This is a genomic window from Rhodococcus sp. RDE2 (assembly GCF_020885655.1).
Classification (GTDB): Bacteria; Actinomycetota; Actinomycetes; order Mycobacteriales; family Mycobacteriaceae; genus Rhodococcus; species Rhodococcus pyridinivorans.
In genome coordinates this window covers 224,220-236,441 of record NZ_AP025186.1, presented here as the reverse complement: position 1 = coordinate 236,441, position 12,222 = coordinate 224,220, and the positions used below count along the sequence as shown (strand labels likewise).

At 67.2% G+C, this 12,222-nt stretch carries 13 protein-coding genes; 8 read left to right on the top strand and 5 right to left on the bottom strand.

Features of this window, described 5'->3' with window-relative positions; genetic code table 11:
* Positions 1 to 534, bottom strand: a complete 534-nt coding sequence (locus LPH33_RS01075) for a GtrA family protein (RefSeq protein ID WP_226950042.1) — start codon at positions 532 to 534, stop codon at positions 1 to 3.
* Positions 535 to 553: 19 nt separating this feature from the next.
* On the opposite strand from LPH33_RS01075, the gene LPH33_RS01070 reads away from it, so the two are divergent.
* Positions 554 to 1,978, top strand: coding sequence for an FAD-binding oxidoreductase (locus LPH33_RS01070; protein ID WP_145691287.1), 1,425 nt, complete (start codon positions 554 to 556; stop codon positions 1,976 to 1,978).
* The gene (locus LPH33_RS01065; protein WP_016692644.1) at positions 1,978 to 2,739 is read left to right on the top strand and encodes a decaprenylphospho-beta-D-erythro-pentofuranosid-2-ulose 2-reductase; all 762 of its coding nucleotides are present in this window, start codon (positions 1,978 to 1,980) and stop codon (positions 2,737 to 2,739) included. Before LPH33_RS01070 ends, LPH33_RS01065 begins: the two co-directional genes overlap by 1 nt.
* A 60-nt stretch (positions 2,740 to 2,799) precedes the next feature.
* Here the strand turns inward: LPH33_RS01065 and LPH33_RS01060 are convergent, their stop codons facing one another.
* The gene (locus tag LPH33_RS01060; protein ID WP_060652252.1) at positions 2,800 to 3,120 is read right to left on the bottom strand and encodes a hypothetical protein; all 321 of its coding nucleotides are present in this window, start codon (positions 3,118 to 3,120) and stop codon (positions 2,800 to 2,802) included.
* Between the two features lie 156 nt (positions 3,121 to 3,276).
* On the opposite strand from LPH33_RS01060, the gene LPH33_RS01055 reads away from it, so the two are divergent.
* On the top strand, positions 3,277 to 5,205 hold the full coding sequence (locus tag LPH33_RS01055; protein WP_222430086.1) for an arabinofuranosyltransferase: 1,929 nt from the start codon (positions 3,277 to 3,279) through the stop codon (positions 5,203 to 5,205).
* On the opposite strand, the gene LPH33_RS01050 is transcribed toward LPH33_RS01055, so the two are convergent.
* Positions 5,180 to 5,620, bottom strand: a complete 441-nt coding sequence (locus tag LPH33_RS01050) for a DoxX family protein (RefSeq protein WP_145691286.1) — start codon at positions 5,618 to 5,620, stop codon at positions 5,180 to 5,182. The two genes, LPH33_RS01055 and LPH33_RS01050, sit on opposite strands and share 26 nt — an antisense overlap.
* Before the next feature lie 124 nt (positions 5,621 to 5,744).
* Here LPH33_RS01050 and LPH33_RS01045 point away from each other — a divergent pair, with 124 nt between their 5' ends.
* The 4 genes from LPH33_RS01045 to LPH33_RS01030 are packed head-to-tail and all read left to right on the top strand — an operon-like array spanning position 5,745 to position 8,142.
* Positions 5,745 to 6,047, top strand: coding sequence for an SAV_915 family protein (locus LPH33_RS01045; protein ID WP_145691285.1), 303 nt, complete (start codon positions 5,745 to 5,747; stop codon positions 6,045 to 6,047).
* Positions 6,044 to 6,319 (top strand): hypothetical protein, encoded by a 276-nt coding sequence (locus tag LPH33_RS01040; protein WP_145691284.1) that lies wholly within the window; start codon positions 6,044 to 6,046, stop codon positions 6,317 to 6,319. Before LPH33_RS01045 ends, LPH33_RS01040 begins: the two co-directional genes overlap by 4 nt.
* A complete protein-coding gene (locus LPH33_RS01035) occupies positions 6,316 to 7,476 on the top strand; it encodes a hypothetical protein (RefSeq protein WP_229566789.1) in 1,161 nt (386 codons plus the stop codon). Before LPH33_RS01040 ends, LPH33_RS01035 begins: the two co-directional genes overlap by 4 nt.
* 6 nt (positions 7,477 to 7,482) lie before the next feature.
* Positions 7,483 to 8,142, top strand: coding sequence for a hypothetical protein (locus tag LPH33_RS01030; RefSeq protein ID WP_145691282.1), 660 nt, complete (start codon positions 7,483 to 7,485; stop codon positions 8,140 to 8,142).
* A gap of 10 nt (positions 8,143 to 8,152) precedes the next feature.
* On the opposite strand, the gene LPH33_RS01025 is transcribed toward LPH33_RS01030, so the two are convergent.
* Complete coding sequence (locus LPH33_RS01025) at positions 8,153 to 8,521, bottom strand: phosphopantetheine adenylyltransferase (protein WP_143543535.1); 369 nt, start codon at positions 8,519 to 8,521, stop codon at positions 8,153 to 8,155.
* Positions 8,522 to 8,659: 138 nt separating this feature from the next.
* On the opposite strand from LPH33_RS01025, the gene LPH33_RS01020 reads away from it, so the two are divergent.
* Positions 8,660 to 9,409: a helix-turn-helix domain-containing protein gene (locus tag LPH33_RS01020; protein ID WP_059382140.1), complete on the top strand. Its 750-nt coding sequence runs from the start codon at positions 8,660 to 8,662 to the stop codon at positions 9,407 to 9,409.
* Here the strand turns inward: LPH33_RS01020 and LPH33_RS01015 are convergent.
* The gene (locus tag LPH33_RS01015; protein WP_229566788.1) at positions 9,395 to 12,172 is read right to left on the bottom strand and encodes an FAD-binding and (Fe-S)-binding domain-containing protein; all 2,778 of its coding nucleotides are present in this window, start codon (positions 12,170 to 12,172) and stop codon (positions 9,395 to 9,397) included. The two genes, LPH33_RS01020 and LPH33_RS01015, sit on opposite strands and share 15 nt — an antisense overlap.
* Between the last annotated feature and the right edge of the window lie 50 nt (positions 12,173 to 12,222).

Here is a 12,222-nt window from a genome sequence, read left to right as displayed (position 1 = left end):
TCAGTGGAGGCGGAAAATCACGACCCGCTGGACGACGAAGTTGATCACCGTCGCGGTGCCCTGGGCGACGACGAAGGCGAAGGGCGTGACCCACCACTCGTCGCCGAGCGCTTCGTTGAGTACGCGGTTGATGCCGACCTGTGCGGCGAACGTCACTGCGTACAGGACCACCACGGCCGCGAAACGGACCCGGCTCGGCGGGGCCTTGAAGGTCCAGCGGCGGTTGATCAGATAGGCGGTGGTGGTGCCGGCCACGAACGACAGGGCCTTCGCCACGTCGCGGGTGACGCCCAGTGCCATGAGCAGGACGTACAGGCCGTAGTCGACGATCGCCGAGAACCCGCCGGTCAGGACGAACCGTGTGAGCTGCGTCTTCAGGTCCAGCGCCTCGTCGGCCGTCGAATCGGTCAACGGCAGTTCGGGAGCCAGCGGGGCGTGGTGCTCCGGCAGCGGCTGCACATGGTCGTGGGATTCCGGCACGCAGACGAGGGTAACGCCCGTGAGGAACAGCATCTTGCCGGGTGACCAGGACACACGGGTAGCCTTTACCCCGATGTCCACGACAGCTACGGAGCAGGCGAGCGAGCCGCTCCCCACCCAGACCCGCACCCTGACCGGCTGGGGGCGCACCGCGCCGACCACCGCAGAGGTGCTGTCCACCCCCGACGTCGAAGTGATCGCCGAGGCGGTCGCGCGGGTCGCGGAAGACAACGAGTCGAAGCCGTCGCACCTGCGTCGCGGTGTCATCGCACGCGGGCTCGGGCGCTCCTACGGCGACCCGGCGCAGAACGCCGGCGGGCTCGTCATCGACATGACGGCGCTGAACAAGATCCACAGCATCGACCGCGACTCGCGGCGCGTGGTGGTGGACGGCGGCGTCGACCTCGACCAGCTCATGCGCGCCGCCCTGCCGTTCGGCCTGTGGGTTCCGGTGCTGCCGGGCACCCGCCAGGTGACGATCGGTGGTGCGATCGGCTCCGACATCCACGGCAAGAACCATCACAGCGCGGGCAGCTTCGGCAACCACGTGAAGTCGATCGACCTGCTCACGGCCGACGGCCAGGTCCGCACGTGCACGCCCACCGGACGCAATTCCAAGCTGTTCTGGGCGACCGTCGGTGGCATGGGTCTGACGGGCATCATCCTCCGCGCGACCATCGAGATGACCCCCACCGAGACGGCGTACTTCATCGCCGACAGTCGCCGCACCGAATCGCTCGACGAGACGATCGCCCTGCACAGCGACGGCTCGGAAGCGAACTACGACTACTCCAGCGCGTGGTTCGACGCCATCTCGCCGGAACCCAAGCTCGGCCGCGCTGCGGTCTCACGAGGCAACCTCGCGAAGCTCGACCAGCTGCCGAAGAAGCTGCAGAAGGACCCGCTGAAGTTCGACGCGCCGACGCTGCTGACGCTGCCCGACGTGTTCCCCAACGGGCTCGCCAACAAGTTCAACTTCTCGGTGATCGGTGAGCTGTACTACCGGAAGACGAAGAACGCCGACAACCAGGTCCAGAATCTGACGGCGTTCTACCACCCTCTCGACCTGTTCGGGGAGTGGAACCGCGGCTACGGACCCAACGGGTTCCTGCAGTACCAGTTCGTGGTGCCGCCGGAAGCGGTCGACGAGTTCAAGAAGATCATCCGCGACATCCAGGCCTCGGGACACCACTCGTTCCTCAACGTGTTCAAGCTGTTCGGTGAAGGGAACAAGGCTCCGCTCAGCTTCCCCATCCCGGGCTGGAACATCTGCGTCGACTTCCGGATCAAGCCGGGCCTGAACGAGTTCGTGCGCGAACTCGACAAGCGGGTCCTCGAGTTCGGTGGCCGCCTCTACACCGCGAAGGATTCGCGGACCGACGCGGAGACCTTCCACGCCATGTACCCGCGGATCGACGAGTGGCTGAAGGTGCGCCGCTCCGTCGACCCCACGAACGTCTTCGCCTCCGATATGTCCAGAAGGTTGGAACTCCACTGATGATCAACGCCGTCGGCAACCCCCAGACCCTGCTGCTGCTCGGTGGCACCTCCGAGATCGGCCTGGCCATCGTCGAGGAGTACCTGCGCAAGGCACCGGCCCGCGTGATCCTCGCGGCCCTGCCCGGCGACCCGCGTCGTGAGGACGCCGTCGCCCAGGCGAAGGCCGCGGGTGCGACGCAGGTCGACCTGATCGACTTCGACGCGCTCGACACCGCGAGTCACCCGGCCGTCATCGACCAGGCATGGAAGGACGGCGACGTCGACATCGCGATCGTCGCCTTCGGTCTGGACGCCGACGCCGAGGAGCTGTGGCAGAACCAGAGCAAGGCCGTGCGGGTCGCTGAGGTCAACTACACGGCCGCGGTCTCCGTGGGTGTGCTGGTGGGCGACAGGATGAAGGCGCAGGGCTTCGGCCGCATCATCGCGATGTCGTCGGTCGCCGGCGAGCGCGTGAAGCGCGCCAACTTCGTCTACGGCTCCACCAAGGCCGGCCTCGACGGTTTCTATCTCGGTCTCGGTGAGGCGCTGCGTCCGTTCGGTCCGCGCGTGACCGTCGTGCGCCCCGGCCAGGTGCGCACGCAGTTCAGCGCGCACGTCGACGAGGCCCCGCTCACCGTGAACAAGGAGGACGTCGCGAAGCTCGCGGTCGCGGCCTCCGATCGCGGCAAGGAGATCGTCTGGGCGCCGGGCACCTTCCGGTTCGTGATGATCGTGCTACGTCACCTGCCGCGGGCGATCTTCCGCAAGCTGCCGATCTGACAGACGTGCACCCTCTGCCCCGCCGGACCCGTTCCGGCGGGGCAGTCGTCTTTTCGGGGTCTACCGGACGTAGCCGGTTCCGCTGTGGATCATCCCGGGCGGCCCGTAGCACCAGTGGTTGATCGACCCTTCGTTCACGAAGACGCCGTTCACGGTGCCGTCCTGTCCCGCCTCGTTCGTCGCGTAGCCGACACCCGGCGCCCCGACGACGATGCACTGGTAGGGATCGACGCCGTGGTGGTCGTACAACCGGCCGTCGATGGGACCGCCGGGCGCACCCGGTTCGATCACCGGATACGCCGAGGCCTGCGCCGCCCCGAAGACGAGGAGAGGTGCCGTCGCGAGTGTTGCAAGGGCCGCACGAACCGCTTTACCTGTCATGATCTGAGCCTTTCGTTCGGATTCCCCGGGCCGTACCGATGGCCCGGTTTCCCGACGCAACTTCCAGGATGAAGGTCCCGACCCGTGGACGGCGGCGTTTTTGCGGCGCGGATCGGGCCGCCACTCGTCTCGCGGACGCATCTCTATGCTCGTGGGGTGCTCGCCGACACTCCTGTAGCAGTAGCCCCGTTACGCCGTGCCGTCTCGACGCTCGTGCAGTTCGTCTGCGCAGCGCTCGTCGCAGCACTCGTCGCGGCGGTGGGGCTGTTCGCCTTCGACCGCGTGCAGTGGCCGGCGTTCAATTCGTCGAACGTGACGCAGGCCGTCACCACCGTCATGCAGTTCGCGGCGCTCGCCGTGCTCGGCCTGTCGATCTATCTGCTGCGTCGTCGTAGATGGGTGACGGGGGCGCGGGTGTTGTCGTGGGCGGCGCTGTCCGGCCTGGTCACCGCGACCCTCGGGATGCCGCTGGCCGCGACCCGCCTCTATCTGCACGGCATCTCCGTCGATCAGGAGTTCCGCACCCAGTTCCTCACGCGGCTGACGGACAGCGCGGCGTTGCGCGACATGAACTACGCCGATCTGCCGTCGTTCTATCCGGCCGGGTGGTTCTGGATCGGTGGCCGTGTCGCGAACGTTCTGGGCATGGACGGCTGGGAAGCGTTCAAGCCGTATGCGATCGGTTCGCTGGCGGTCGCGGCGGTCGTCGCCCTGGTGTTGTGGTCCGAACTGGTCCGCTCCGACCTGGCGGTGCTCGCTGCCACCGCGACGACGCTCGTCGTACTGGCCTACGGTTCGCCGGAACCCTACGGAGCGGTGATCGCCGTGCTGGTCGCGCCGGCGTTGGTGCTGGCCTGGGGCGGTTTCCTGCCCGCTACGCGCGGTGGCCGGGTGCGACAGGGCTGGGGCGCCGTCGTGGGGACGGGCCTGTTCCTCGGTCTCGCAGCGACCTTCTACACCCTCTATCTCGGTATCGCGGCGTTCGCGGTGACGGTGATGGCCGTCGTCGCGGCGTACATCGCGCGTCGCGCCACCGGGTCGTGGCGGGCTGTCCTTCCGGTGCTCGTGCGTCTCGTGGTGATCGCGGTGATCGCGGTGATCGTCGCGTTGATCGTGTGGGCGCCGTTCGTGTTCGACGTGCTGGGCGGTAATCCTCCGTCCGAGTCCGGTACCGCAACGCACTATCTCCCCGATGCCGGTGCGCGACTGCCGTTGCCGATGTTCCACATGTCCTTGATCGGACTGTTGTCGTTGCTGGGCACCGTGTGGCTCGTGGGCCGCGCGTCGTCGTCGCATCGGGCGCAGGCGCTCGGGCTCGGGGTGATCGCGGTCTACCTGTGGTACCTCGCGTCGATGGCGTTGACCGCCGTGGGCAACACCCTGCTCGCGTTCCGTCTCGAGGTGATCCTGCTCGTACTGCTCGCTGCGGCAGGCGCATTCGCCTTCGTCGACTTCTCGCGGTGGATCAGCCTGGCGACCAGCGAGAATCCGCGCGTGCGCAGGGTTCTCGTGGCGGTGGGCGCTCTCGGTGCGCTGGCGTTCACCCAGAACATCCCGCAGGTGCTCGGGGGTGAGATCACCGTCGCCTACACCGACACCGACGGGGCCGGTGAACGCGCCGACCAGCGACCCGCCGGTGCCGCGTCCTACTACGCCGAGGTGGACGACGTCCTGCTGTCCCAGTTGGGCGGCGAGCGTGACGACCATGTGGTCCTCACGGCCGACACGTCCTTCCTCGCCTACTACCCGTACTTCGGCTTCCAGGCCCTGACCTCGCACTACGCCAACCCGCTGGCGGAATTCTCCGCGCGTGCCGCAGCGATCGAGGAGTGGTCGGAACTCTCCTCCGCCGACGAACTGCTCGCCGCGTGGGAGGAGTTGCCGTGGCGAGCCCCCGACGCCGTCGTCTTCCGACAGGGCGCCGAGGGCTACACGCTGCGTCTGGCCGAGGACGTCTACCCGAACGATCCCAATGTGCGGCGGTACACGGTGACCTTCCCCAAGGAACTGTTCGACGATCCCCGATTCACCGTGACCGAGGTGGGACCGTTCGTCGTCGTCACCGCGACAGGCGAATCGGCATGATGCGTCGAACCCCGATGTCCCGCAACCACAATCCACCCCAGACGAAGATGCCGGTGTAGATCGGGAAGAGGGTCGTGCTGACGATCGGCTGCTCGGTGAGCAGATTCGTCGCGACGGCACCACCGAGGTAACCGGTGAGCAGAACGGCACCGAGGATCGCGGTGGGCGGCAGGACGTAGGCGATCAGGCAGATCAGCAGGACCACGCCGAACACGCGGTTGAGGCTCGGATCGAATCCGAGGTCGGCCATGGCCTCCTGCACCTGCGAGACGTTGGCGATATGGATGATCGAGTCCCACAGCAGGAACAGGACGACGAGGCCGCTGACGATCAGGCCTGCGATGCGAGCGGTGCGTGAGGGTGCCGCGGCGGTGTCGTTGCGGGTGCCGGTGGCGGATGGGGTGAAGGTGTTCATGACGACCTCCTGGTAGGTAGCGGTGCTGTCGCAGATACCGACCGGGCAGGAGCCGGAAACTCATCGCCGCTGCGGTAAGGTCTCGACGAGTCGTACGGGGGGTACGACGGAATCGGGGGATTCGATGAGCGACGTTCTGTATGTGCCGATCCGACGCCGCGACAGCTCCGGGCAGGTCCGGCTCGAGATGCGTACCCTGTCCGACGACCGGTTGGCGTTGCCCGCCTACACCTCACTCGAGGAACTGGTCCGCTGCTGTGGACCGCAGCAGCCGTGGGTGGGCGTCGACAGCAGAGGACTACAGGAGATCCATCGGACCACCCGGTACGACGTGGTCCTGCTCGACGGCCGACAACCACCTCCGCCCCCGGTCGAGGACGAAGACCGTCCGTTCGAGGATCCGCTCGGAAGGAGGGGATCCCGGTGACCATCGACATCGGCGACCTCAACGCCGTCGCGAAACTCCTGGCGACCGGAGCGATGGGAATCGACGAGCTCGGATCCGATCCCGCACCGATACCCGACGCGGGTGCCGCCACCCCGCTGCTCGTCGACGCTCTCGGGTCGATTGCTTCCGTGCTGGACGCGGCGGTCCGGTCGCTGGCCAGTGCAGCAGACGCCACCCAGGACAGTCTGCGCGCCTACCAGGACGCCGAGTCGCACACTGCTCAGGAGATCGCGAAGGCCGGTGAGGGATGAGTCTCGACACCCGAGTCTTCGGCGACCCCACCTCCTGCTACGCATGTGCGGATTCGCTCGCTGCCCTCGCCACGGGCGTGAACGACCGGCTGAAGTCGGCCCGCGACGGCCGTACAGAGTCCGAATTCGAGTTCAGAAGCCCTGCGGGAGATGCGTTCCGCACGACGCTCGACCGCATCATCACAGGGACGACCGAGGCTGCAGACCAGATCGACGTGATCGCCGCTGCCCTCCGCGCATTCGCCGACGGACTCGCCACCGCCCGGTCACGCATGTCGCAGGCCGAGGCGACAGCGGCGGAAGCCGGCATTCCCGTGGAGTTCGGCGTCGGGATCGGTGAGCCACTCGACGCCGATCCGAACTCGTACGACATTGCGTTCCAGACACTTCGGGCGAAGCAGATCGCGGCCTACGAGACGGCTGCGGGGCTCGTTGCGGACGGTCGCGCAGTCGAAACCGCAGCGCACAACGCACTCGCAGATGCCTTGCGCGGGCCGACGACGATTCTGAAGGACGCAGAAGCGCAGTGGGGATGGCTGGTTCTACACACAGTCGGTGGGTATCTGGCGACGGCGGTTTCCGAATTGTCGAAATGGGGAAAGAACGCCGCCGATCGAGGCGCGAACCTGGCCCGGTTGCGTGAACTTGCTGCCGAGGCGGCACGGTTGGGTGACCCGTACCCGGAAGCGACTGCGGCCAGGGCTGTTCGGTCCTTCCAAGGGGGAGCGGACGATGCAGCGCGATTCGCCGCAGAGAACTCTCGACTGCTTGCGGGGCTAGGTGACAACAAGTTTGTCCGAATGCTCGGCAGCAACCTCGGCGACCCTTTCCCTAGAGGCTCCACCCTGTCAAGTATCGGTTCAAAATTGCCGTTCCTGGGATTAGCACTGACCGGCGCCCAGACAGCAAATGATGTGATGAATGCCGAAACGACCGGTGACGCCGTAAAGGCAGTTGCGAAGGACGTCGGCGGATTTGTGGCCGGAACCGTAGCGACCGAACTGATTCTCGCGAGTGCAGCAGGAGGCCCCGTCACGCTGCTCGCTGTCGGCGCGGGCGTCGGTGTCGCGTTCGGCGTCGGTGAAGTGATTGAGCACTGGGACGACATCTCCGGTGCCGCAGGCTCTGCGGCACGCTGGGTGGGAAACCTTTTCTGAGGAAAAATGGATATCACTGATCTTCCTCCGATGCCGGATTCGATCACAGGCGAACCCCGCCCTCCTCGGGCGCCCCGCATCTACCACGGAACGGAATACACACCGCACGACCGCAGCCCACGGAACCCACCAGATGCACCGGACCATCTCGGCCCCACCCTCGAATGGCTCCAACCCACCGTCCGCGATAAATACATCAGCGCACTGCTGATAACGGGAATCTTGATCGTGTACCTCACCGTCATCAACGGAGATTTCCGCTGGATCCACTGGTGGATCATGTGGGTCATCATCATCGGAAGTGCCATGCTGTTGTTTCGAGGCATCGGGAATCACTGGACCGCAGCGGGTATCAACTGGGTTCAATGGCGCGAAGATTGGGTCGACACCTACCAACTCACCCGCATCCAGTTCTCCGCTGACGGCTACAACCGCGTTCTTCGTTTGAAAGATGTACACGGCAACGAGATCCATTCGTTCAAGATCAACGAGATCCAGCGCAACCCTGATCTGTGGGACCTGGTCTACAACGGAATCCTTTATTCCATTGCGTCGGGCAACTGCGACATCGACGCCAAGACCCGCCACATCCTGAAGATCCCCTACGAACTCGGTCCGCGCCCCACCCGAAGCGAACGCACCAGAGGGCGACACAGCAGAGGGTGAGCGCTGTCGATCACCGGGTGAGGGCCGCCGCACCGGCCAGGGCACCGAGGAGACCGACGTCGACCCGGACGATGCGGGTGAGCTCCTCGTTCGCAGGACCGGCCGCCTCGACGAGCCCGACGAACGACCCCAGCGACAGCACCCCCGCCAGCAGGGCCGGCAACCGGTAGGGCGGGTGGACCGCACCGGCGAGCAGCGCAGCACCGACGAGCCCGAAGAAGGTCGCACGGTGCCGCAGAAGCAGTTCGACGTTCCGGTCCCTCGCGTCGACGTCGTACAGACCCTCGACCCGCCGCCGCGACACCACCGCCGTCGCAGGAACGAGGTGAGCGACGCCGACTCCTGCCATGAGTAGCGAACCGATCCTCGATGAACGCATTCCGACTCCTTCGCTTCGTGATCGGACCGAATCGGTGAAGACCACCGGCTTCGGGACGGACACTCCTAGACTCGCGGCATGGCCTCCGCCGCGCTTCCGGAAACGTGCGCTGTTCCGGATTCATCGCCACCGGATCCGATGCTCTGGGTATGGCCCGGACGAGCGGCCTATCTCGGCCCGTCTCTCGAGCTCGATCCGCACTCGACGTCGGTGTACTGCGTGGTCGTCGGTGTCGACGCCCCGTTCACGCTGACCGCCGAGGACGGAACGGAGATCAGCGCCCGCAGTGCCCTGGTTCCGCCACGATTGGTCCACCGAGTGGTGTCTCCTCCACCGAACAGGATCCTGTTCTGCTACGCGGACGTGAACCAGGCATATCTCCGCGAGCACGAGGTCTGGAGATCGGATCGGTGCGGTCCGTTCCGTATCGGTCATCGTGAGGAGTCCGTACTGATCGATCTGTGCAAGGCGCCGGCTCCGGACGGCGTTGCCATCACCGCGACGGCGTCGGGACCGCCCCGACGGCGCCTGGACCCGCGGATCGCGCGGACCGTCGAACGCATGCGATCCGATCCGTCGTCCGAACGCAGCGCCACCGATCTCGCACGGGCGGAATCACTCTCGACGCCGTACTTCCTGCGACTGTTCGGACGGGAGACCGGCACGAGCTTCCGTCGTTACCGTTTGTGGCTCCGCATGCTCGCCGTCGCCCGGACTATCGCGGAGGGAGGAGATTTCACCTCGGCCGCGATGTCGGCGGGGTTCGCGTCGCCGTCCCATTTCAGCGACACCTTCCTGCGCATGTTCGGGCTCACCGCCACGGCACTGACCGCATCCGGTGTGAGCATCGTCGTCGACGAGCGCCTCGATTCCCTACGGCAGTCGTGAGGCCAGCAACTCCGCCAGGTGCGTGCCGCGCCGCGTCGTGAGGTCGCTCAGCTGGGTACGGCACGAGTACCCGTCGGCGAGGATCACCGCGTCGTCGGATGCCGCCTCGACGGCCGGCAGCAGTTGGGTCCGCGCGACCGCCACCGACACGTCGTAGTGCCCGCGTTCGACACCGAAGTTCCCGGCCAGGCCGCAGCAGCCGGCGAGTCGCTGCACGTCGGCACCCGCACGCCGCAGCAGGGCGGCATCGGCACCCCAGCCCATGACGGCGTGATGGTGGCAGTGGGGTTGCGCGACGATCCGTGTCCCCTCCAGCGACGGCGGTTCCCAGTCGGCGAGGAGTTCGGCGAGGGTGGTGGTGCTGTCGGCCACGAGACGCGCGGGCGCGGACCCGAGCAGTTCGACCGCGTCGGAGCGCAGGACGGCGGTGCACGACGGTTCGAGTCCGACGATCGGCATGCCGCTGCGGAAGAGTTCGGCGACGGTGCGGCCCACGATCTTCCGGGCCTGATCGAGCTGGCCGGTGGTGATCCACGTCAGGCCGCAGCACCGCGGTTCGTCGGTGATGTGCACGCTGTAACCGGCGGTCTCGAGGACCCGCACGGCAGCGGCCCCGATCTCCGGGGTGAAGTATTCGGTGAAGGTGTCGACGAACAGCAGCACCGGGTCGCCCGTGCGGGATCGTTGCGGGAGGGTGTCGGCGAACCACTTCCGGAAGGTGCGGGAAGCGAACGCCGGAACGTGGCGGCGTCGATCGAGACCGGCGACGGTCAGGCCGAGCGGGGCGACACCCGGGATCCGGGTCAGAGCGTTGACGGCCCGCGGCGCGCGGGAGGCGATCGCCGCCCACTGTGGCAGCCTGCCGAGACCGTAGTGACTGGCGGGCCGCCTGCGTCCCCGGTAGGTCTGGTGCAGCACTTCGGATTTGAGGGTCGCCAAGTCGACACCGGTCGGGCAGTCCGACAGGCATCCCTTGCACGACAGGCACAGGTCGAGCGCTTCGTGCACCTCCGGCGACTGCCACGACTCGTCGACGAGGTGACCGTTGAGCATCTCCTGCAGCGCCCGGGCACGTCCGCGGGTGGAGTCCTTCTCCTCGCGGGTCGCGAGGAAGGACGGGCACATCACCCCACCGGTGCCGGTGTTGTCGGCGCGGCACTTGCCGATCCCCGTGCACCGATGCACGGCCTGCGTGAAGTCACCACCGTCGTCGAGGTAGCGGAAGGCCAGGCCCTCACGAACCTTCCGCGCGGCCGGGACGCGGAGATCCACGTCGACGGGACGCGGGTCGACGAGCACTCCGGGGTTGAGGATGTTCTCCGGATCGAAGACCGACTTCACGGCCCCGAACAGCGCGAGCGCGTCGGGCGAGTACATCAGGGGCAGCAGTTCGCTCCGGGCCCGGCCGTCGCCGTGCTCCCCCGACATCGACCCGCCGTACTCGGCGACGAGTTTTCCTGCCTCGAACAGGAATTCGCGGAACAGTCCGGGAACCTCGAGTGGGATGTCGAGGCGGATGTGGATGCATCCGTCGGCGAAGTGCCCGTAGGGATAGCCGGTGACGTCGTATCCGGCGAGCAGTTCCTCGAAATCGCGGAGATAGTCGCCGACGCGGTGGGCAGGGACGGCGGCGTCCTCCCATCCCGCGTGCGCGGGCAGTCCCTTCGGACTTCTCGCGGACAGGCCGGCTCCCTCCTCCCGGATACGCCACAGCGCGGCGGCCCGCGCCTGGTCCTCGACGTGCAGGACGTCGGTCGCGGCTGCGGCGTGCGCGAGCGCCTTCGCCCGGTCGCGCACTTCGTCGGCGTCGTCACCCGCCAGTTCGACGAACAGCCACGCCGCACCCGACGGCAGGGGCGGTACTGCTTCCGGCCCGCGCCGGTGCCGGACGATGTCGACGATCCGCGAGTCGAGTCCTTCGCACGCCGTGGGCCGGAACCCGAGTAGTCCGTGCGCGGCATTGCCGGCGGCGACGATGTCGGGATAGCCGAGTACGACCATCGTGTGGACGGCAGGATCGGCGATCAATTGCACCGTCGCCTCGGTCGTGATCCCGAGGGTGCCCTCGCTGCCGACGAACAGCTTTCGGACGTCGAATCCGTTCTCCGGCAACAGATGCTCGAGTGCGTAACCCGATACCTGCCGGCCGAAGCGACCGAATTCGGTACGGATGGTTGCGAGATCGCGCGCGACGATCTCCCGCAGCGGCTCGAGCGTCGGGTCCTCGCCGGGCAGCGACAGCGGGTGCCCGGTGCCGGTGAGCACCTCGAGCGCGACGACGTTGTCGGACGTGCGGCCGTAGCCGAGCGCCCGCGCCCCGCACGCGTTGTTGCCGATCATCCCGCCGATCGTGCATCGGTTGTGGGTGGACGGATCGGGGCCGAAGCGCAGACCGTGCGGTGCCGCGGTGCGCTGGAGCTCGGCCTGCACGACCCCCGGTTGCACCCGCGCGGTCCGGGTCTCGGGGTCGACGGAGAGCACCCGGTTCAGGTGACGCGAGAAGTCGATGACGACGCCGGGTCCGACGGCGTTGCCCGCGAGGGAGGTGCCGGTGCCGCGGGAGGTGAGGGGGACACCCTCGCGCCGGCACACGTCGAGGGTCGTGGCGATGTCGTCGATCGATCGGGCGCGCACCACGGCCTGTGGTGGGACGCGATAGAGAGAGGCGTCGGACGAGTACAGCGCGCGCGTGGTCGAGTCGTCGCAGACCTCCCCGATGCCCGCCGCGCGCAGAGCGCGCCCGATCGGGGTGGAGGTCTTCATAGACAGCGATGCTAGTGGCGGGAGGTACGGCTCCGGACGTGGTCGGACAG

What these genes read in the sequence shown, in the direction of transcription:
- LPH33_RS01070 (WP_145691287.1), top strand. Translation starts at nt 554, where the DNA reads ATGTCCACGACAGCTACGGAGCAGGCGAGCGAGCCGCTCCCCACCCAG.
- LPH33_RS01065 (WP_016692644.1), top strand. Translation starts at nt 1,978, where the DNA reads ATGATCAACGCCGTCGGCAACCCCCAGACCCTGCTGCTGCTCGGTGGC.
- LPH33_RS01060 (WP_060652252.1), bottom strand. Translation starts at nt 3,120, where the DNA reads ATGACAGGTAAAGCGGTTCGTGCGGCCCTTGCAACACTCGCGACGGCA.
- LPH33_RS01050 (WP_145691286.1), bottom strand. Translation starts at nt 5,620, where the DNA reads ATGAACACCTTCACCCCATCCGCCACCGGCACCCGCAACGACACCGCC.
- LPH33_RS01045 (WP_145691285.1), top strand. Translation starts at nt 5,745, where the DNA reads ATGAGCGACGTTCTGTATGTGCCGATCCGACGCCGCGACAGCTCCGGG.
- LPH33_RS01035 (WP_229566789.1), top strand. Translation starts at nt 6,316, where the DNA reads ATGAGTCTCGACACCCGAGTCTTCGGCGACCCCACCTCCTGCTACGCA.
- LPH33_RS01030 (WP_145691282.1), top strand. Translation starts at nt 7,483, where the DNA reads ATGGATATCACTGATCTTCCTCCGATGCCGGATTCGATCACAGGCGAA.
- LPH33_RS01025 (WP_143543535.1), bottom strand. Translation starts at nt 8,521, where the DNA reads ATGCGTTCATCGAGGATCGGTTCGCTACTCATGGCAGGAGTCGGCGTC.
- LPH33_RS01020 (WP_059382140.1), top strand. Translation starts at nt 8,660, where the DNA reads ATGCTCTGGGTATGGCCCGGACGAGCGGCCTATCTCGGCCCGTCTCTC.
- LPH33_RS01015 (WP_229566788.1), bottom strand. Translation starts at nt 12,172, where the DNA reads ATGAAGACCTCCACCCCGATCGGGCGCGCTCTGCGCGCGGCGGGCATC.